The 20,559-nt window shown below is 58.0% G+C and carries 17 protein-coding genes and 2 pseudogenes; 8 read left to right on the top strand and 11 right to left on the bottom strand.

All coding sequences use genetic code 11. The features are described from left to right. Positions 1–2: 2 nt before the first annotated feature. On the top strand, positions 3–1,379 hold the full coding sequence (locus ASD60_RS16845; protein WP_056855083.1) for an L-serine ammonia-lyase: 1,377 nt from the start codon (positions 3–5) through the stop codon (positions 1,377–1,379). A gap of 244 nt (positions 1,380–1,623) precedes the next feature. Further along, on the top strand, positions 1,624–1,941 hold the full coding sequence (locus ASD60_RS16840) for a DUF3509 domain-containing protein (RefSeq protein WP_056855082.1): 318 nt from the start codon (positions 1,624–1,626) through the stop codon (positions 1,939–1,941). On the opposite strand, the gene ASD60_RS16835 is transcribed toward ASD60_RS16840, so the two are convergent. Continuing rightward, the gene (locus ASD60_RS16835; protein WP_056855081.1) at positions 1,938–2,438 is read right to left on the bottom strand and encodes a phosphate-starvation-inducible protein PsiE; all 501 of its coding nucleotides are present in this window, start codon (positions 2,436–2,438) and stop codon (positions 1,938–1,940) included. The two genes, ASD60_RS16840 and ASD60_RS16835, sit on opposite strands and share 4 nt — an antisense overlap. Positions 2,439–2,714: 276 nt before the next feature. Here ASD60_RS16835 and ASD60_RS16830 point away from each other — a divergent pair. After that, positions 2,715–2,969 (top strand): annotated as a pseudogene (locus ASD60_RS16830) (YebG family protein); the annotation flags it as partial. Between the two features lie 158 nt (positions 2,970–3,127). On the opposite strand, the gene ASD60_RS16825 reads toward ASD60_RS16830, so the two are convergent. Continuing rightward, a complete protein-coding gene (locus tag ASD60_RS16825) occupies positions 3,128–4,147 on the bottom strand; it encodes a Glu/Leu/Phe/Val dehydrogenase family protein (protein WP_056855079.1) in 1,020 nt (339 codons plus the stop codon). A 183-nt stretch (positions 4,148–4,330) separates the two neighbouring features. Here ASD60_RS16825 and ASD60_RS16820 point away from each other — a divergent pair, with 183 nt between their 5' ends. Further along, entirely contained in the window at positions 4,331–5,134 is an 804-nt protein-coding gene (locus ASD60_RS16820) for a SirB1 family protein (protein WP_056855078.1), read from the top strand. 88 nt (positions 5,135–5,222) lie between these two features. Here ASD60_RS16820 and maiA read toward each other — a convergent pair whose 3' ends face one another. From maiA to hmgA, 3 genes are read right to left on the bottom strand one after another with little or no spacing between them, the layout of a single operon-like run. Beyond that, positions 5,223–5,858: a maleylacetoacetate isomerase gene (maiA, locus tag ASD60_RS16815; protein WP_056855077.1), complete on the bottom strand. Its 636-nt coding sequence runs from the start codon at positions 5,856–5,858 to the stop codon at positions 5,223–5,225. Positions 5,859–5,870: 12 nt separating this feature from the next. Next, complete coding sequence (gene fahA, locus ASD60_RS16810; protein ID WP_056855076.1) at positions 5,871–7,175, bottom strand: fumarylacetoacetase; 1,305 nt, start codon at positions 7,173–7,175, stop codon at positions 5,871–5,873. Positions 7,176–7,178: 3 nt separating this feature from the next. Then, positions 7,179–8,483 (bottom strand): homogentisate 1,2-dioxygenase, encoded by a 1,305-nt coding sequence (hmgA, locus tag ASD60_RS16805; RefSeq protein WP_056855075.1) that lies wholly within the window; start codon positions 8,481–8,483, stop codon positions 7,179–7,181. Positions 8,484–8,647: 164 nt separating this feature from the next. Between hmgA and ASD60_RS16800 the strand changes: the two genes are divergently transcribed. Next, positions 8,648–9,448, top strand: a complete 801-nt coding sequence (locus ASD60_RS16800) for an IclR family transcriptional regulator (RefSeq protein WP_056855074.1) — start codon at positions 8,648–8,650, stop codon at positions 9,446–9,448. A 39-nt stretch (positions 9,449–9,487) separates the two neighbouring features. On the opposite strand, the gene ASD60_RS16795 is transcribed toward ASD60_RS16800, so the two are convergent. The 4 genes from ASD60_RS16795 to ASD60_RS16780 form a co-directional block, all read right to left on the bottom strand. Further along, a complete protein-coding gene (locus ASD60_RS16795; protein ID WP_056855073.1) occupies positions 9,488–9,811 on the bottom strand; it encodes a hypothetical protein in 324 nt (107 codons plus the stop codon). Between the two features lie 124 nt (positions 9,812–9,935). Beyond that, entirely contained in the window at positions 9,936–12,485 is a 2,550-nt protein-coding gene (locus tag ASD60_RS16790; RefSeq protein ID WP_056855072.1) for a LuxR C-terminal-related transcriptional regulator, read from the bottom strand. A 140-nt stretch (positions 12,486–12,625) separates the two neighbouring features. Continuing rightward, positions 12,626–13,996, bottom strand: a complete 1,371-nt coding sequence (locus ASD60_RS16785) for a DUF1329 domain-containing protein (protein WP_056855071.1) — start codon at positions 13,994–13,996, stop codon at positions 12,626–12,628. A gap of 23 nt (positions 13,997–14,019) precedes the next feature. Then, on the bottom strand, positions 14,020–15,813 hold the full coding sequence (locus tag ASD60_RS16780; RefSeq protein WP_056855070.1) for a DUF1302 domain-containing protein: 1,794 nt from the start codon (positions 15,811–15,813) through the stop codon (positions 14,020–14,022). 698 nt (positions 15,814–16,511) lie between these two features. Between ASD60_RS16780 and ASD60_RS16770 the strand changes: the two genes are divergently transcribed. After that, positions 16,512–18,725 (top strand): S-type pyocin domain-containing protein, encoded by a 2,214-nt coding sequence (locus ASD60_RS16770; protein WP_056855068.1) that lies wholly within the window; start codon positions 16,512–16,514, stop codon positions 18,723–18,725. Beyond that, positions 18,712–18,972 (top strand): bacteriocin immunity protein, encoded by a 261-nt coding sequence (locus ASD60_RS16765; protein WP_056855067.1) that lies wholly within the window; start codon positions 18,712–18,714, stop codon positions 18,970–18,972. The genes ASD60_RS16770 and ASD60_RS16765 overlap by 14 nt, the downstream gene beginning before the upstream one ends. 80 nt (positions 18,973–19,052) lie before the next feature. Here ASD60_RS16765 and ASD60_RS28885 read toward each other — a convergent pair. Beyond that, positions 19,053–19,169: pseudogene (locus tag ASD60_RS28885) on the bottom strand (serine/threonine protein kinase); the annotation flags it as partial. A gap of 91 nt (positions 19,170–19,260) precedes the next feature. On the opposite strand from ASD60_RS28885, the gene ASD60_RS16760 reads away from it, so the two are divergent. Continuing rightward, positions 19,261–19,524 carry a bacteriocin immunity protein gene (locus ASD60_RS16760; RefSeq protein ID WP_056855066.1) on the top strand — a complete coding sequence of 88 codons (264 nt, stop codon included), beginning with the start codon at positions 19,261–19,263 and terminating at the stop codon, positions 19,522–19,524. A gap of 48 nt (positions 19,525–19,572) precedes the next feature. Here ASD60_RS16760 and ASD60_RS16755 read toward each other — a convergent pair whose 3' ends face one another. Continuing rightward, positions 19,573–20,484 (bottom strand): SDR family oxidoreductase, encoded by a 912-nt coding sequence (locus ASD60_RS16755; RefSeq protein WP_056855065.1) that lies wholly within the window; start codon positions 20,482–20,484, stop codon positions 19,573–19,575. Positions 20,485–20,559 lie beyond the last annotated feature (75 nt).

Genomic DNA, 20,559 nt, shown 5'->3' with positions numbered 1-20,559 from the left:
GCATGGCTATCAGTGTTTTCGATCTCTTCAAAGTCGGCATCGGCCCATCCAGCTCTCATACCGTGGGTCCGATGCGTGCAGCTGCGACCTTCTCCCAAGCGCTGGTCGATCAACATTTGCTCGCCGATGTGCGGCGAGTTGAAATCCGCCTCTACGGCTCCCTGTCGGCAACCGGCGTCGGCCACGCCACCGACCGCGCCTGTGTCATGGGCTTGATGGGCGAGTGGCCGGACAGCATCAATCCCACGTCCATCGACAGTCGAATCCAGACCCTGCGCGAAACCGGCGAATTGTCCCTGGCAGGCCAGGTGACCATCGCCTTCGACTGGGCACACGATCTGCTGCTGCTTGACGAAAGCCTGCCCTACCACCCCAACGCCATGTCCCTGACAGCCTTCGGCGAAACCGGCGAGCTGTTTGAACAGACGTATTACTCGGTTGGTGGCGGTTTCATCATCGAAGCGGCTGAAGCCGAATCCGGGATCTCACCGGCCAGCGAAGTGCTGCTGCCGTACGATTTTTCCAGCGCCGTCGAATTGCTTCAGCTGTGCAACCAGCACAACTTGCGGGTTTCCGAATTGATGATGGCCAACGAACGGGCCTGGCGCAGTGACGCCGAAATCCGCCAGGGCTTGCTGCATATCTGGTCGGTGATGCGCGAGTGCGTCGAGCAGGGCTTGAACCATGAGGGCATCCTGCCGGGCGGTCTGAATGTTCCTCGTCGCGCGGCGAAATTGCACCGTAGCCTGCTGGAAATCGGCAAACCGAACGTCATCACCTCCACCCTCTCGGCGATGGAATGGGTGAACCTGTTCGCCCTCGCCGTGAACGAAGAAAACGCCGCCGGCGGGCGCATGGTCACCGCACCGACCAACGGCGCGGCGGGCATCATCCCGGCGGTGTTGCACTACTACATGAAGTTCAACCCGGATGCTTCGGACGATGATGTCGTGGCGTTCTTCCTGGGCGCGGCAGCGGTGGGCATTCTGTGCAAGAAAAACGCCTCGATCTCCGGCGCCGAAGTGGGTTGCCAGGGTGAAGTCGGCTCAGCCTGCGCCATGGCTGCCGCTGGCCTGGCAGAGGTGCTGGGCGCCACGCCGGAGCAACTGGAAAACGCCGCGGAAATCGGCCTCGAACACAACCTCGGCCTGACCTGTGACCCGGTGGGCGGGCTGGTGCAAGTGCCGTGCATCGAACGCAACGCGATTGCCGCCGTCAAGGCGATCAACGCCACGCAAATGGCTCTGCGCGGCGACGGCAAACACTTCATTTCCCTGGATCGGGTGATCCGCACCATGCGCGACACCGGTGCCGACATGCACGACAAATACAAAGAGACCTCACGCGGCGGCCTGGCGGTGAACTGGGTAGAGTGCTGATCGTTTTCGAGGCGCATCACGGTTTAATGCCCTGAATCGTGCAGGCAAAAAGAAGGCGGGCCACAGTGCCCGCCTTCTTTTTGCCGTGATCATTGTCCGACAATCCAGTCGGCATGCCCCTTGCTACATCCCTGTTGGAACAATGATGGCGATATGGCCGTGAAATGGCCGGTGGTCCGGCGTTGCGAACCAACCCGATCACGGCCGGTCAACAACTGCACGTTCAATCAGGCGGTGACGCATCATGGACAACCCCTTTCAGCTCATTACCGATGCCTTTGCAGCGGATTACCAGATCAACCTGAGCATTCAGGGCCTGGACGGCAGCATCATGCTGACCCTTTCCAACAATGGCCGGATCGTTGCCAAACGCATGATCAGTGCCGAGCAACGCAATGACCCTGCACGCCTTAAACGACTGGTGCAAAGCATCCAGTTCGGCATCGCCATCGAACAAGGCCACAGCGCCGTGGCCGTCCTCGAATCCATGACCGATGGCGGCACGCGCAGCCTGCCGCCCCCCCCAGCCAAAGGGCGCCCGCGCCCCACCATGGGCCTTTAAAGCTCGCCCTTCTCCACCTCCGGGTGTTCACTGGAACCCGCACCGATCTTGCGGTGCGGGTTTTCTATCTTCACCGACGGAAATTGCGACGAAGCGTAACGCACCACCAGAATCGCAAACGCCAGCAGCAGAATACCGCCACACAGGTAGATGATCCCCAGGTCCGGTGGATTGTGGTGCGACACGTTGGATATCAACAGCCGCGTCAGCGCAGTGATCGCCACGTAGATCAGGAAACGCACCGGCATGTGGTTGGTCTTGAAGTAAATCCCGACCATCGCCCCCAGTTCCAGGTAGATGAACAGCAGCAGGATGTCATCAATCTTGATGTGCCCCTTCTCGAGCATCCCGAGAAACTCCATCACCGCCGCCCACGCGGTCACCGCACCGATGGCGAACAGTGCGAGGTAATGAAAGGTTTCGACGAACAGGTTGCCCAGGGACTCAGCCAGTTGATGCACATTCTGCCGCAGCTTTTCGGCCCAGTTGATTTTCACGATGATGCTTCCTTAGGTCGGCTCGACCGGATAATGCGGGTTGGACGTGACGGTTTTCCGCATGCAGAAAAAAGGCCACTGCATGATGGCGAGCGGCCCGCAATTGCGCGCCGTGGCGTTTGGTCGCACCTTGGGTGCCGTGCACCTGACAAACCCTGAATCCGGACTACATTAAAAAGCCACTACCCAAAGCAAAGGGATTCGCTTATCCTTTTCGCTGTATATAGATACAGTAGTCGAAATCGACAACCAATGTGAAGGCATGTGAGGTGGTGAATGGCCGTCGAAGTGGTATACCGCAGCAGCCGAGATCTGGAGCGCTTGTTCATGGATAAAGCCGAAGCTGACCGTCATGACAAAATGCTCGAACTGGCCGAGTTGCTGGCTGAAGTGTTGCAAAAAGCCGTTCCGTCCCTGACCGAGCAGCAAGTGGAAGAAGCCGGGATCTACATGGCGAAAAATCGCGATGTCTTCGCCAAGGCATTCAAGAGCCAGCCGGACGCCCTGTCCGAATTGCTGAGCGCACCGGCTGAAATCGCGCCAACGGTCGAAGCGGTTGAAGCCGAAGAGCCGGCACCAGCGGCCAAACCGGCCAAGGCACCGAAAGCTGCGAAGTGACATGCGAATTGAATAGGCCCTGAGTCGAATGACTCAGGGCCTTTTTCATTTTCCAGACTCAAAGGTTCTTGTTATCGGTACAGCACTTTCTCGGCCAACTCATCGGCCACCCGCGCCGGTGAACGTTTCTCCGCCTGGGCATGGGCAAAGACTTCAGTAAGTCGCGTGCTGATTTTCGACAAATGCGCAGTGATGGTCGACAGCTCTTCCCCACGGTGCTTGAGCGAAACGTAGATCAAGCCACCGGCATTGATCACGTAATCCGGTGCGTACAGGATGCCGCGTCGCTCAAGTTGATCGGCGACGTCCAGGTGCGTCAGCTGATTATTCGCCGACCCCGCCACCGCCGAACAGCGCAATTGCGTGACGCTATGACTGTTCAGCACCCCGCCCAGACCACACGGGGCCAGAATGTCGCATGGCGTGCTGAGCAATGCATCGTTGGCAATCGGATGCGCGCCAAGTTGCTCCATGGCCAGTTGCACTTTGCCGTGATCGATGTCGCTGACCAACAACTCGGCACCCGCGGCATGCAGCTGTTCCGCGAGGGCGAATCCGACATTGCCCAGGCCCTGGATGGCCACGCGCAAACCTTCTAGATTGTCGCTGCCCAAGCGGGCCATGGCGGTAGCGCGAATGCCAGTGAATACGCCCATCGCCGCATGCGGCGCAGGATCACCCGCCGAGGTCGTGCTGGTGACGTGCTGGGTCTGTTGCGCGATGCAATCCATGTCCGCCACGGAAGTACCGCTGTCGATGGCCGTGATGTAGCGTCCGTCGAGTTGATCGATACAGCGTCCGAAAGCTTCGAACAGCGCCCCGCGGTTCGCGACATGGGCAGGCCGGACAATCACCGCCACCCCGCCCCCTTGGGCCAGGCCGGCCAGTGCCGCTTTGTAACTCATGCCTTGGGCAAGGCGTATGGCATCCTCGACAGCAGACTCGTCGCTAGGGTAGGCAAGGTAACGACAACCGCCCAGGGCAGGTCCCAGTCGGCTGTTATGGATGGCAATGACCGCCTTCAACCCGGTGACCGGGTCAACGCTCAGGTGCAGCGATTCAAGGCGAGTGCTTTGCATGAGAGCAAACATCGTAAGGCTCCCGAATCACTTCTTGTAGTCGCCAGTATAGGCTTGCGCCCAAAAATTGCAGAAGCGCACCGGAATAAGCGACGCAGCTGTAGAGTCTTTCGGAAATAACCTGTTGTTGCCCCTGCAAGGCACTGGACGAATAGCGGAGACGGGGCTAAAACGAGGCATTGCCCGGAGATTTCAATGACGCCGCGACAATCGTTTTTCGCTTGCCTGCAACGTTCACCGCCCGCCCTGTTCGAGGCGGCGCTGTGGATTTGCGTCGAACATGACAGCGAAGTGTCCCCCGAGGCAACGCTGGAAAAGGTGCGAGAACTGCAACAACGAGCCAGCGGCGGCTTGCCAATGCTGCCGGTGAGCGAGCTGGCGCAGCCGTTGCTGCGGCGCATGAATGATCTGGGGTTCGCGCAGGACGATGCCACACCCTTGCGGCCGCAAGCAGCGTTGATCCATAAAGTGTTGGAACGCCGACGCGGGCAACCGCTGGCCCTGGGGCTGATTGCGCTGGAATTGGCCAGAGGCCTGGAAATTCCCTTGGTCGGGGTAAACTTCCCCGGCCATTTTCTCTTGCGTGTGCCCGGTGCCGATCACTTGCTCGATCCCTGCGGCGGTCGCCGACTCTACCCCAACGACTGCCGCGAACTGCTGCAGCGCCAGTACGGCCCGAACATCAAGCTCAGTGCCGAACACCTGGTGACGGCCGAACCGGTGCAGATGCTGCAGCGCCTGTCACGCAACCTGCGCCAATTGCACCTTTCCCACGACGATTACATTGGTGCCCTGATCGACGCCGAGCGCGTGCTTGAACTGGGTAACGCCAACGCCGCCGACTACCTGGCCCGCGCCAGTCTCTACCAACGCCTGGACTGCCCGAACGCCGAGCGCTTCGATCTGGAGCATGCGCTGTTGCTCAGTGACGACCCGATCCAGCGCATTCGCCTGACGGAACGGCTTGGGCATTTGCCGCCCAACTCAATCGTCCACTGAAAACAAACCTTTGTGGGAGCGAGCCTGCTCGCGATAACGGCGGTCCATCCAAGACCGTATCGCGAGCAGGCTCGCTCCTACAGAGGTGTTACGGCGTGTCCGGTTGGTTTGCCGGATGCGCCTTGATGAACGCCGGATGCGTGGCTGCCAATGCCGCCACCCGACGAATTCGCGGGTACGCCTCAAGGGAAATGTTGAAACGCTCAGCGGCATACAACTGTGGGATCAGGTAAACATCTGCCAATCCGGGCTGCGGGCCGAAGCAGTAGCCTTGCTCGCCGATCAACTGCTCCACGGCCGCCAGCCCCTGGCCGATCCAGTGTCCGATCCACTCCATCACCTGCGGTTCATCATGGCCCAATTGCCGCAGCCGATTGAGCACGCTGACGTTGTGCAATGGATGCACGTCGCAACCGATCAACGCTGCCACACCGCGCTCATGTGCACGAGCGACAAGGTCTTTGGACAGCAGCGGCACCTGTGGATAACGTTCCTCCAGGTACTCGATGATCGCCGGTGACTGGATCAGCAACGCGCCTTCTTCAGTGCTCAAGGCCGGCACCCGCCCTTGGGGATTGAGGGCCAGGTACGGCGGTTGGCGGTGTTCGCCACCGGGCTGCGCGATCAGGTTGATCGGCAGCGCCTGATAGTCCAGCCCCTTGAGCGCCAACGCGATGCGCACCCGATAGGACGATGTCGAGCGGTAGTAGGTATAGAGTTCCATGCTCCGTTCCTCTCAGCGCGCCGGCAGCACTTTGCCGCGGCACTCGCCGAAGCCGATGGACGCGAAGCCCTCGCGAGTGCATCGGCCACGCAGGATGATTTCGTCACCGTCTTCAAGGAACTTGCGCACCTCGCCCGACGCCAGCTCGATCGGTTTTTTACCGCCCTCGGTGATTTCCAGCAGGCTGCCGAACTGACCGTTTTCCGGCCCCGACAAAGTTCCCGAACCGAACAGGTCACCGGCCTGCAATTGGCAGCCGTTGACGCTGTGATGCGCGACCATTTGCGCCACGGTCCAGTACATGTATTTCGAATTGCTCAAGGTCAGGCGATGAGCCGGCAGGTTTTGCTCGCGCATGGCTTCGGTCAAGAGCAAGACTTCCAGCTCGATATCGAAACCACCTGCAGCCTGATCACGTTTGTCGAACAGGTACGGCAGTGGCTGCGGATCACCTTCCGGGCGCGCAGGCTGGGCGCGACGGAAAGGCTCCAGCGCTTCAGCGGTCACGACCCATGGCGAGATGCTGGTGATGAAACTCTTCGACAGGAATGGCCCCAATGGCTGGTATTCCCAAGCCTGGATATCCCGCGCCGACCAGTCGTTGAGCAGGCAGAATCCGGCGATGTGATCGGCGGCGTCACCGATGGCGATCGAGTCGCCCATTTCGTTGCCCTGACCGATCCAGATGCCCAGTTCCAGTTCGTAGTCCAGACGTGCGCACGGGCCGAAGGTCGGCTCGGTCTGGCCGGCCGGCAGGGTCTGGCCTTTCGGGCGGCGTACGTCGGTGCCGGATGGACGAACAGTCGAAGCGCGGCCGTGATAACCAATCGGCACATATTTGTAGTTCGGCAGCAGCGGGTTGTCGGGACGGAACAGTTTGCCGACGTTCTGCGCATGCTCGATGCCGACATAGAAGTCGGTGTAGTCGTTGATCTTCGCTGGCAGGTGCATCTCACAATCCGTCGCCAGCGGCAACAGTTTTGCGCCTTGGGCTTCGATCTTGCCGTGCAGCGTGCTGCCTTCGCTCAACAGTTCCAGCAAGCGTTCGCGCAGCGCCACACGAGCGGCGCTGCCCTGCTCAAAGAACGCATTCAATTGACCGCCACGGGTGGCTTCGACGGCAGCTTTCGCGGCGCCGTCGAACAGGCCGGCATCCAGTGCGGCTTCCAGGTCGAAAATATGCTCGCCGATGGCCACGCCGCTGCGTGGCGCCGAACCCTTCACGCTGAACACGCCCAGCGGCAAGTTCTGCAGCGGGAAATCCGCGTGGCCGTTGGCGGAAGCAACCCAGCTGCGAGTGATGGAAGTCTGCGTCATGGGTTATCTCCGGGTCGGGTCGAAAGTGGCGGGCAGCGTAGCCCAGCAAGCGTCGTAGGTGGTTTGCAGTTGCGGGCAATCAAGGGCGAACCGGCTCGGGCGCAAGACCTGGCTGGTCTCGAACATGAAGGCCATGGTGTTATCGATTTTCGCCGGTTTGAGCTCAGCGTTGATCGCTTTGGTGCAGGTTTCGCCATCGGGGCCGTGGGCGCTCATGCAGCTGTGCAACGACGCGCCACCGGGTACGAAGCCTTCGGCCTTGGCGTCGTATTCGCCTTGGATCAGGCCCATGAACTCGTTCATCAGGTTGCGGTGGAACCAAGGTGGACGGAAGGTGTTTTCAGCCACCATCCAGCGCGGCGGAAAGATCACAAAATCGAGGTTGGCCAACCCATGGACACTGGTCGGCGAAGTCAGCACGGTGAAGATCGACGGGTCCGGGTGATCGAAGCTGACGGTACCAATGGTGTTGAAACGGCGCAGGTCGTACTTGTACGGCACGTTGTTGCCATGCCAGGCGACAACGTTGAGCGGCGAATGATTGAGTTCGCAGGCCCACAATTGTCCGAGGAACTTTTGGACCAGGGTGGTCGGCTGCGCAAGGTGTTCGTACGCCGCGACGGGGGTCAGGAAGTCCCGTGGATTGGCCAGGCCGTTGCTGCCGATCGGCCCGAGATCCGGCAGGCGCAATGGCGCACCGTGGTTTTCCGCGATGTAGCCACGCGCTTGCGGATCAAGCAGCTCGACACGAAATTTCAGGCCCCGGGGCAGTACGGCAATTTCCAGGGGCGCCACTTCCAGCACGCCCAGTTCAGTGGCAATGCGCAAACGCCCCTGCTGTGGCACCAGCAGCATTTCACCGTCGGCATTGAAGAACACCCGCTCCATGGAGCGATTGGCGAGGTAGTTGTAGATGCTGATGCCGGCCGGTTTTTCGGCGGAGGCGTTGGCCGCCATGCTCACCAGGCCGTCGATGAAGTCGGTCGGCTCAGCGGGAATCTCAAGTGGGTTCCAGCGCAGGCGATTGGGCGTCACTTCACCCAAGGGGCCACCGGCCATCTGTCGGTCGAGTTTGACGAATGCCGGGTGATTGGCCGATGGCTGAATGCGGTACATCCAGGTACGCCGCGCTTCGCTGCGGGCCATGGTGAAAGCGGTGCCGGAGAACAACTCGGTGTAGAGGCCGTAAGGGGCTTTTTGCGGGGAGTTCTGGCCGACGGGCAATGCACCGGGTAGCGCTTCGCTGCTGAATTCGTTGCCGAAGCCTGACTGATAAGCCAACGCCTGGGCGGTTGAATCGGGGTTCATGGAGCCTCCTGAACGGGAGTCGACGGTAACCGATCGCTCTGGAGCAGCGCTCATGGCCCGTCTGGGTTATTTTTATCGTAATTCAATTACGCATAACGTAATTTGATTGGTATTGACCGTCAAGCTATAAAGACGCCCATTCGTCCCGGGATCACAGCACCAACATGGAAAAGCCCAGCAGCGACAGCAACGGCAAACAGAAAGTCCGCTCCGCCGAGGTGGGGACCGACATCCTCAAGGCGCTGGCCGAGTTGTCGCCCTCGACCTCTCTTTCGCGCCTGGCCGAACACGTGCAGATGCCGGCGAGCAAGGTTCACCGCTATTTGCAGGCGCTGATCGCCAGCGGCTTTGCCGAACAGAACGCGGCGACCAACCATTACGGCCTGGGCCGTGAAGCCTTGCGCGTTGGCCTTGCGGCCCTCAACGCAATGGATGTGCTGAACGTCGCCGCCCTGCCCTTGGCCGAGCTGCGCGATGACTTAAATGAAACCTGTTTTTTAGCGGTGTGGGGCAATCAGGGCGCGACCGTAGTGCGCATCGAACCCGCGGTGCGTGCGGTTACGGTGGTCACACAATTGGGCTCGGTATTGCCCTTGCTCAGTTCTTCGACTGGCCTGGTCTTTGGCGCATACCTGCCCAAGCGCGAAACCGTTGAGCTGCGCGACCGGGAATTGCAGGAGCATGCCAGTCACGCGCTGGCAGATGAGCAGGCTTACACCCTGTTGTGCGAGCAGATCCGTGCGCGGGGCCTGCATCATGTGCATGGCTTGTTGATGCCGGGGGTGGACGCCTTGTCGGCACCGGTGATGAACGCAATGGGAAATGTCGTGGCCGTGTTGACCGTGGTCGGCCCGACGTCGCTGTTCCACGCCGACGAAAATGGCCCGGCCGCGCAGCGCTTGTTGTCCGCAACACGCGCCGTCAGTTGGCGAATGGGCTATGAGGCAAAAACACCCGGCGCTTGAATAGCGGTTGTGCCGGCACGCGCCGGCACAACCGCTGAATCAAACTACAGATTGAATTTGGAACAGCTCTGCAATATCTGCACTAATACCGTTGACTTCGTCAAACTCCAGACCTTTGAAACGATGTATCGAATCAAATGTATAGGCTTTGACAAACAAACCTAGATGGTCGCCCTCAAAGTAAGGAACTTCGCCGTCCTGCAATTTCAGATACAAGGCCCATACCAGCGTTTGCGAGTAAGTGACCAGTGGTTTTTCAAGCGAATAAACGCCATTGATGTAAACGTCGTCAACATCAATTCCACGCCCGCTGAGCCTTGCATGCAATATGGCACGCACTCGCTCGATATTTAATTCTTCCATGACTGAATAACCTGTTAATTAGAGTTGATAACGCCAGACTCAAACCATGGTTGCCTATGTCTGAGTCCTGCCAACATCTTAATTAAAACCATCATCGTTGCACCCAAGGGAGTGTTTGCATTCATTACTCCCGGGAAATCAATCCCAGCTTTTTTGCTATCGCTACTGCTTGAGTGCGACGCTCTACACCTAACTTGCTGTGGATTCGCCGCGCATGGGTTTTCACTGTATGTAATGAAATGAACAACTGTTCGGCAATCTGCTGGTTGGAGTTGCCTTGGGCAATCAGGCCAAGTACTTCCAGTTCCCGCCCGCTCAATGGATTGTCGTCGATTGTTGCCGCAGACTCGTCGTCCATGCCGTAACGGCTGAGCAAGGTCGGTTGGCGCAGGCGCAGTTCACACAAGGCCTGTTGCAATTGCCCACGCCCTGCCAGCTTCAGGCCCGCCAGCAATGCCGATTTCGCCAGATCGGTTTCGCCCGTCAGGTCCGCTACTTCGCAGATCGCCAACTGCAACTCCGCTTCCAGCGCCAGCATTGAATGTTGCTGGGCGTGAACGAGCAGGTTGTTGAGTTGTTCGAGCGGTTGTTGCGCCTCCTGCAGTCGGGTTTGGGCAAGCACCAGTAAATACTCGACACGGGCAATCAGCATCACGGTCGCGGGAGGGGCCTGGCGGGCATGCGTTCCGCGATAGTGACGCAACACACGGGTCAACGCTTCGCGAGCCAATTGCGGGCGCCCCTGCTGCAACCAGAAATGACTGCTGATTTGCAGCAATACACCCCGATAAACCGTTTCGGGAATCTGCCGCTGCTGCATCAAGCGCTCGGCATCGCGCAATCGATCGAAAGCGAGGGCGTAATCGCGTTGGTTGGCGGCCAGTTGGGCCTGCCCCAGAAAGCCATACAACGCACGCTTGTCCTGGCTGTGCAGGCAGTCTTGCAAACCAGACTGGAAGAATTCGGCAGCCACCTCTTCCTGCCCCTGACATAGCGCCAGTCGCCCGCGCTGCAGGGCAATCCTGCCCAGCAACGGCGTCGGCCGATCAGCCTGTCGACTCAACAATGCGTGGACATCGGCCAACAAGCTTTCGGCTCGCCGCGGCGCACCTCGCTGCTCCAGCAATTGGGCGTGATCAAGTTCAAGCAAGCCTTCAAACAGCAACGAACCTTGCGCACGGGCCAGACACAACGCCTCACGATTGTAGGCTTGCGCAGTATCGAGTTGGGCGTTGAGCAAGGCTTGTTGAGTCAACCCGGACAAACACAACAGCCGTGCGGGCCAGGCATCCGGCGTCAATTCAGCCAGCGCGTCAATAAAGTGTGCACGTGCCGCTTCCATGCGCCCCAGCAAATGCAACAGCCAACCTTGTTGTGCCTGCCAGCGAGCCAGCAATTGCCGCTGAAGCGTGGCGGTCGGTTGTGGTGCGAAACGGGCCAGTTGGCCAATGCACTCGGCAGCCTGATCGAAGCGCCCGGCGAACAACAACGCCGCCGTGATCAGTCCCACCAACTGCGGCGAACCGAGGGTCAACTCTTCGCCCTGTCGCTCATGCAGATTCAACAACAAGCGCACGTTTTCTCGCCGGAACAAATGCTCAAGACTGAAGTGCTGCAACAGAGTGACGGCAACCTCGAACTCTTCAGCCAGCAGCGCTTGTTCGAACGCCCCCTGCCAGTCTTCCTCGGCGCAAAACCACTGACATGCGCGCCGATGCCAGGCACGCCCCGCCGAACCCCGCTCGTCGCCCACGGCCCGGGCCAACGGCACAAAAACCCGCAGCCACTCGCTGGAGTCTTCCCACGGCTCGATGAAACAGCCCATGTCCTGCAATTGATGCAACCATTGCGCCCCTTCACCGGCGCCGAACAGATGCTCGCAGAGGCTGGCGTTGAATCGCGGCAAACGCGCCAGTACCTGCCAAGCCTCAATCAGTTCAGGGGCCAGCGCGCTGAACAACTCATGGTGCAAATAATCGAGCAGTGTCGCCGAGCGCTCCTGTTTGTTCTGCTCGGCTGCCCACTGGCAGGCATCCAGCAAGGCAATGCGCACACCGGCACACCAGCCTGCACTGCGCTGAATAATTCTGCGTGCTGTATGCGTGGCCATTGCTGGCTCGACATGACTGAGCAAATGCTGGACTTCACACTCGGTAAACGCCAGCGCGCGCGCCTCGCATTCGTACAACTCATCATCAAGCAACAGCCGGGGCCAGTTGCATTGTGGACGTCGGCGCGAGGCCAGCCACCAATTCAATGTCGGGCTTCTGACAGCCAGTAAACGATCCAGAAAGCGATCGAGTTCGGGGTTGGAAACCCGGCAATAATCGTCGATGAAAAGCCAGGTTGGCACCTGCAAACGGGACAGGTACTCCAGCAAAAAAGTCTCATCGGCCGAAGCCAGACCCAGCGCATGTGCAAGGCGTTGCCGGAAAGCGGCGATACCCAGGGATTCCCCGGCCATCGGCAACCAACACACCCGGCAATCCACCGGCGCACGTAACAGGCACTCGGTGAGCAGCGCACTCTTGCCGCTGCCCGCTGGTGCGCAGAGCAACTTCACTCGAGCCGTCGAGGCCAGCAATGGCTCGACCAAACGCTCTCGAGCCAGGTGATGGGAGGACAGGCGAGGCAGGAATCCAGGACGGTCCAGACACAATGTCATGGCAGTCATAGTGATGCGCCTTGTTATTGTTGTGGCGCCACCCTAGCCCCCTCCCGAGCGCTTGTTGAAGAAGTATTCAGCACGCTGATTTGCGGCCATAAAAAAGGTGACTGCGAGGTCACCTTTTTGTGTAAGACGCTGTAGGACGATTACCTCACACCCGTACTCCTGAGCGCCGCCGGCGTGTAGTCCCCGGCTTTTGCCGCGATGTTGAATTCGAAGCTGCGTTTCTCCTCATTCTTCATCCCCAGGGCAATGTATCGACCGGCAATCAAGTCATACAGCGCTTCGACGGTGTAGGCCGGTACCTGATGATCGTAGTAGAACTGCGCATGCCCTTCGGCGACTCGCCACAGTTGGCCACGACCGTCGTAGTGATCGGCCAGCGCCACCTGCCAGGTGTCTTCGTCGATGTACATATGACGCTTGGCGTAAACATGCCGTTCGTTAGGCTTGACCGTGGCCACCACTTCCCAGACCCGGTGCAGCTCATAGCGTGTCAGGTCCTGGTTGATATGGCCGGCCTTGATCACATCGGTGTATTTGAGGTCTGGCGAATCGAGTTTGTAGCTGTTGTACGGAATGTACATTTCCTTCTTGCCGACCAGCTTCCAGTCGTAGCGATCCGGTGCGCCGGAAAACATGTCGAAGTTGTCGGTAGTACGCAGCCCGTCAGACGAAGTGCCCACACCGTCATACGCCACTTGCGGCGCGCGACGCACACGACGCTGACCGGCGTTGTAGATCCACGCCTTGCGCGGTTCCTGAACCTGATCGAGGGTCTCGTGAACCAGCAGCACGTTACCCGCCAACCGCGCCGGCGCGGTCACTTCCTGCTTGAAATAGTTGAGGACGTTCTCGTCACTGCCCGGCTTCAAATCCCCCAGCAGCGATGGCACGGCCACTTCGTCCTTGAATCGAATGACGGTGAAATCACCATTGGACTGTGGCGTGGCCTGGGTAATGGTGCGACGCAAGTTGCCGCCGTGATAACGGGTGATGTGGTTCCAGATGACCTCGACACCGTTCTTCGGAATCGGAAAGGCGTAATAGCGATTGCCAGTGAAATTGGCCAGACCGTTGCCATCGTTGGTCGGTGTCACGTTCAACGCGCTGCGTTTGGCCGCCTCATAGACTTCTGGCGGCAGGGCCGCGGTGCGGTGGCTGGGGTAGACCGGAATCTTGTAGGTCTCGGGGTAGCGCTTGAACATCGCGATCTGCCCGTCAGACAGCTTGTCCTTGTATTTGTCGACCGTTGCGGCAGTGATCACGAACAGCGGTTTTTCATTGGCGAATGGATCAGCCAGGAAACCCTTGCTGTCCACCGCACCAGCGTTTTTCGGAATGCCACCGGTCCACGGCGGAATCGAGCCGTCGGCATTGCCGGCCTTCTCGCCACCGAGCGGGGTGAGCGTGGTGCCAAGCTTGTCGGCTTCTTGTGCCGATACGGCGGCCATCACGTTGACGGCCAGCAGACTCAGGGCCAGGGCGGAACCGATTTGCAGAATCATCTTGCGCATTGAATTCATCCTTTTCAGCCAGATCAGAAGTTCACGCCAAAGCTCAACGCCACGAAGTCGCGGTCTTCGAGCACGTTGTAGTCACCGCCGAAGAAATCGGTGTAACTGAGGCTTGCGGTGTAGGTGTTGCGGTAGTCCGCATCAACGCCAAGGCTGACGGCCTTGGCCCCTTCGTTGAACAACCCGTTGGGACCATAACCGGCGACGTCATGGGACCAGGACAGATTGGGTTTGAAGTTGATCCCGGCAATGACGTTGTTGTAATCAAGGATTGCCCGGGCGCGATAACCCCAAGAGGTCGAAGTCACGAAACCGTCGGTATCGCCACCGAAACCATACTGGCCGTACACCGAGTCGCGGCCATAGCGCAGTTTGCTGCGAGACTCCAGGCCTCCGACCCGCACCACCGCCGCCTCACCCACCAGGGTCAGGCGATCAGCGCCTGCAATCTGGTCGATGAAGTGCGTCAGGGTGCTCTGGACCTGCGTCACTTCCTTGCGCCGATAACCTGTGTTGTCGGCACCGGGCGCGGTCGCAATGGGCGACGCTGCGCCACCGGCAATGGGGTTGAGCATCGCCAGGGTCAGGTCATTGGTGTTGACCTGCACCGGCGCGTTGGGGCGATAACTGATCTCGCCGGTCCACGCCGTGCCGGTAGGCAGCGTCGTGGAAAAACTCGCGCCGTAGAGGCGAATGTCCTCGGGGTATTCAAGGTAGTACTGACCGCGACCGAGCATCACACTCTGCGCCAGCCCCCCACCGCTACCCGGAGCGATGCGGTTGGCCGTGGTGACAATGCCCGGAATGCTCGCCAGCGTTCTGAGCCCCGCCGTCGTGGTGCCGACTGTCGGGGTTCGGCTGTGGTAATTCATGAAATACAGGCCGTACTCGGTGTCGTCGCCCAGCCAACGCAACGCGGTCCCCCACTGCCCCGAGTCCCGGGCATCGCGGTCGCCACCACGGGGAACGACCACGCCTTCGCTGGTCACCTCGAAGCCCTGGCCAAACGCCGCAGCAATCGGTTGCAACGGTGCAATCGCAGGGCTGGCGACCGTGTATCCCTTGTTACATCCGTCCGCTACCACGTCGACCCCGAAGAAGGTGCCGCAGTTATCGACGACGGTCTGATCCCACTCCAGTTGATAGAAACCTTCGACGGTCAACTTGTCGGTCAGGCCTTGGGAAGCAAACAACATGTTGACCGGGATCAGCCCTTCCTTGATCTCGGCACCCGGACGACGAAACGCGGAAACGTCGACCGGGTTGATGCTGTTGATCGAGTTGCCGATGAACGTACTTTCGCCCCAGCTCACCACCTGTTTACCGGCACGAACAGTCCCCGGCAGATCGGCGATGGAATAGTTGTGATAGACGAAGGCGTCGAGAATCTGCGCACCGGAAGACTTGGAGCCCTCTTTGCGGTTGTGATCGCTGATCGGCTTGAACGGCCGGTCTTCGTCCTTCAATTCGAAGTCGTACCAATACTTGCCACGGACGAACACACCGGTGTCGCCGTATTTCAGTTCAAGGTCGTGAATACCCTTGAAGATCTTCGAGAAGGTTTCGCCTTTCTTGAAATTCTGACGACCGTCGTCGCCGGTCGACGCCTGCCCGCTACCACCGTTGACCGTGCCCACCAGGGCATCGTCCGCATCGCGCATGCCCCAACTGGCGCCGACCGACAGCGAAGAGTCGAACGTCCCTTCGATTTCCCCGATGTTGAATGAAACAGCCTGCGCCTGGGCACAGCAGCCCAAGGCAACCGCAGCGGCCAGCGCCTGCGGTGTGAAGATGGCGCGCATTGTTGTTTTTGTCATGCGTCTTCCCCGGTGAGTGACAGAAGGCCTCACCCTACTGCCGCAGGCCTGGGGCGATAAGCGCACCAAGGAGGTATTCGCGATGTACCTCCAAAGGATGACTGGCCATATGGAACGGGCGATTGCGCGGGGCATAGACAGACTGGATGTGAAGGCATCAGTCGAATTCATGGACTACGCTGCAGGCGATCGAACTGTTACGCAGCCGGTAACGGTGCATGTCGGGAATCGCTGTTTTTCCTTTGCCGGCAAAGACTTATTCTTACCGGGCTTTCACGGATTACAGCCCGGAAGCACAACAGATTTCAGGTGAGTTGAAGCGTTTCGACTCATCGCCCCGTGTACACCGACGTTGATTTGTAGCTCCTGGATCCAACGTCTTGCTTGGCCGCTGCGTTTGCAGCGGCCTTTTTTATGGGCAATTGCTTTTGCGAGCAGACTTTCCTCATTTGATGTTTAAAACCAGTCCTACAAGGTACTTCCTATAATCGCTTAGGAAAGTTCATTTCTTCGTAGAGGGCAATCTCGCTTATATATCGCCCACCCGAAACGTCACACGAACATCTATGTGAAATCCCACATGGATCTCAGACGCATTACTTCTCATTCCAATGTAGCTTAAAACAGCAGAAAAGAAATACAGCGCATGCATGCCACGCTTGTGCCTCAACTATATGCACACTCAAAAGGATATGAATATGCAAAAACCACCAACGCGGCCCAATACTTCGAGGCCGGGTTATCATGAAATTAGTCGGCCTGTCGAAATTGTCGGAGTAGCGCCCGACCACTTCACTCCCCCGCAGCGCGCGGGCAATAATTTGCAAGCAGGCCCCTTTGGCCCAAACGTATCAAATTACAATCAGAATCGTGGCACCGTAATAAACACGACTCGAGCCCTGGAACAGGAATATCAGGTCAGACTCAATCAATTAGCACACACAACCGAATCTGAACTTTCGGCAACTCGACATGAAGGTCCGACTGACCCACTTCCACCTTTGCAATCGACTGCTCGGGAATTAGGGGTAGTCAGTAAACTTATTGAACGAAAAACCGCACAACAACACGCAAACACTGCCGCTGCAAATTCATTTTATGGAGGTGATCCATTCAACCGGCATATCAATGAATTCATGGTAAGGGCCACAAAAATAGAGAAGTGGCCCGGCCCGAATGGCATTGCCATGCAAATGTTGAATCAGTCACTTAGAGCAGCGATCGAAGCAAGATTGCTGGCTCAATCACTACAGTTGCTCCACCAGCGAGCCGCCAACCTCCAACAGACCTACAGTGTCCTGCAAGCCGCCGAGCAGGCACGCGTCAGAGCGGAAACCGAAGCACTGGCACATGCACAGGAGCTGTCACGACTGGCCGCATTGGCAGAAGCCGAACGAGCGGCCGCCGAGCAGGCCCGGATTGCCGCTGAGGCTGCCGCACAGTACTTCGCGGCTGAACAGGCTCGTCTCGAAGCCGAGGCCGAACTTCAAAGGCAAAACCAGCAGGAGCGCATTGAAAAAGAGCTCCGAGTGGAGAGAAAGGCGCAAGAACAAAAGCAGCAACAAGCTCTTCTGAACATACAGGCTGAGGCCCAACGACAAGCCGAGCAGGCACACGAGGCGAAAGAGCGAAAGGAGGTCAATGCTAAAAAACAGGCGGAAGGGCTCGCAAGATTAAATGCGATGGTTGCGATGTTCGATTCATGGGAAGCCGCCAAAACCAGTCGGTCATTTCCCGTATCGGGCTCGGCCGTGACTGCTGGTCCGGTGTTCACCGTGGCAAAAGGGCGCCTCGCCACAAACGCAGCCACGTCCTTAGCAATCAAGACGTCCCTGCGAACCGGAACAACTGCCGTGATGACGGCAGCAGCGACCTCAGCCAGTGCGGTCCTTATAGGATTCGCGGCGCTGCTGTTCCCTTCGCCATTAGGAGACGGCGAAAGCCGCCAATTGAACGTGCCACTTCGGGATCTGATTCCCGACGATATCCATACTTGGTCTCTCACGTTCGACGAATACGAGCCCGACAATCTTCACGCATTTAGCATTCCCCTTTCGGAACTCACAACTGTCGAGATTGATGGTCTGCTTGCCTCAGCGCAGGCGAATGCAGAAGTCGAACTGCCAGTCGCTATCGGTTCCAAAACCGTAGGTAATACAACGGAGTTCTTCGTCGCAGCCACCAATGGCACTTCCGTGCCGGGTAAAGTCCCAGTTCGGCTCGCCACATACGATCCAAACCTCAACGTTTACACCGTTGACAATCCAGACGCCCCGTCGATCGGTATGACCTGGACGCCGATAGTCAACTCCGCTAACGCATCAACCTATTTTCCGGCAAGCGCGCCAAACACCGCTGTTTATGACGGCACTACCCTAACGGCCCTTGAAGGGAGGACTGATTCGTTCCCTGAGCTGGATCTGTACAGTTTTGGTGGCTTTATTACGGTTTTCCCGGCGGACTCGGGAATCCCTCCAATCTTCACGATGTTCAGGGATCGGCGGGGTGAGCCCGGGGTTGCCAACGGGTATGGGGAACCGTTATCGGGAATTTGGTTGGGACCAGCCTCGCAAGGTGATGGCGCGGTGATTCCCAATCAAATTGCGGATAAACTCAGAGGACAAAACTTTCCGAACTTTAGAGCGTTTAGAGAGGCACTTTGGAAAGCAGTAGCTAGCGATCCCGACGTGGCAACACAGTTTAGAGCTCACAACATAAAAGCAATGATAAACGGAAAGGCTCCATCTGCCCGAGAGGACGACCACCTTGGAGACAAAGTCAAGTTTGAACTACACCATATAAAGCTGATTTCCGAAGGCGGCGCAGTGTACGACATTGACAACATAAGAGTTGTGACCCCGAAACGTCACGCTGAATTGCATAAAAAGGTAAAAATCAATGAGCCACGATAATTACTCAGATTATACAGAAGCCGAATTTCTCCAATTTGTCACAAAAATTTGCGACGCAGCCTTTCCGACTGAAAAGGAGCATACGGATGCAATACTTCTGTTCAAGAAGCTTACAGAACACCCACAAGGGTCTGACTTGATTTATTACGCAGACTCAGATGAAGAATCTACTCCCAAGGCTATTATTGAAAAAGTAAAAGCTTGGCGATCAGCGAACGGAAAGAAAGGATTTAAAATCGAAGAATAAAATTTTAAAGACGGGTAGGCACTCCTGCTTGCCCCTCTCCTATTTGATTCTGTTTCACAACGAATACTTTTACAGATTGCCATCTCCTTCAACGCTTCAATATTGTCCTTCGGATGCGCCGCTCCTTCGAAATCACAAATCTGCTGCCAATGCGCGGCCACGTCTTCCGGGGAGAACCCCACCCGTGGACCGAACCCGGCGCAGAGACGGTCTATAATCTCGATAATCTGCGTGTATTAACGCCAAAGCAACACATTGCAACTCACTCCAAGAAAGGCGAATAGAAAAATGGAACTCAAAAACAAATTCGAAGAATACACCGAATCCGAATACGCGAATCTTATCATCCGTCTATTTCAAGGTGGATTCCGTTCAGAAGAAGAGCATGACGCCATTGTCGAAAATATAGTCAGCACATCTGAACACCCAAACGGAACAGGAGTCTTGTATTACCCTGAAGAAGGTGTTGAAGATAGTCCAGCCGGAGCATTGAAAGCCATTAAAGATTGGCGAGCTGCGAACGGAAAGAATGGATTTAAAACCGAAGAATAAAAATACAAGGGAGCAAGCATACGTGCTTGTTCCCTTTTCAAGTTCTATTTACAACGAATACCTCTGCAAATTCCCCATCATCTCCTTCAACGCTTCAATATTGTCCTTCGGATGCGCCGCCCCTTCGAAATCACAGATCTGCTGCCAATGCGCCGCCACGTCTTCCGGGGAGAACCCCACCCGTGGATCGAATCCGGCGCCGAGGCTGCGTTCCCAGCGGACTTTGCCCATCCAGCCGCCGCCGACTTCGAACAGGCCGGAGGTTTCCTGGCAGTTTTCGCTGGCCAGGTATACCACCAGCGGGCTGACCAGTTCTGGCTTGAGTTGTTCGAAGACTTGCGGCGGGATCAGGCCTTCGGTCATGCGGGTGCCGCCGGTGGGGGCGATGGCGTTGACCAGGACGTTGTTCTTGCGGCCTTCGATGGCCAGGGTGCGGGTCAGGCCATAGAGGCCAAGTTTGGCCATGCCGTAGTTGGATTGGCCGAAGTTGCCGTAGATGCCTGAAGTGGACGCGGTGAAGATCACTCGACCGTAGTTTTGCTCGCGCATGTGCGGCCAGGCAGCGCGGGTGACTTTGTAGGCACCTTCGACGTGGACGCGGTAAACCAGGTCCCAGTCGGCGTCGTCCATTTTGTGGAACGTCTTGTCGCGCAGGATACCGGCGTTGTTGACCACCACGTCGACCCGGCCGAAGGCATCGAGGGCGTGCTGGACCAGTTTGTCGCCATCGGTGACCGAGTCGTGGTTGGCCTCGGCGGTGCCGCCGGCCTCGCGGATTTCAGCCACAACGCGGTCGGCGGCCGAAGCGTTGGCGCCTTCGCCCTGGGCCGAGCCGCCAAGGTCATTGACCAGCACTTTCGCACCCTGTTTGGCGAATAACAGTGCATGCGCCCGTCCCAGGCCGCCACCTGCACCGGTGATGATCACGACTTTATCTTCGAAGCGCACAGACTCATTCATGTGAGGAAACTCCAGCAGGCCAGGGACATTACCCGGGAGTGTCAGGCACGGCGCTGCCGCTCACAATGAACACGG

The organism is Pseudomonas sp. Root562 (genome assembly GCF_001427125.1).
Taxonomy (GTDB): Bacteria; Pseudomonadota; Gammaproteobacteria; order Pseudomonadales; family Pseudomonadaceae; genus Aquipseudomonas.
Note: the sequence above shows the minus strand (reverse complement) of the source record. Positions and strands in the feature narration are given on the sequence as shown.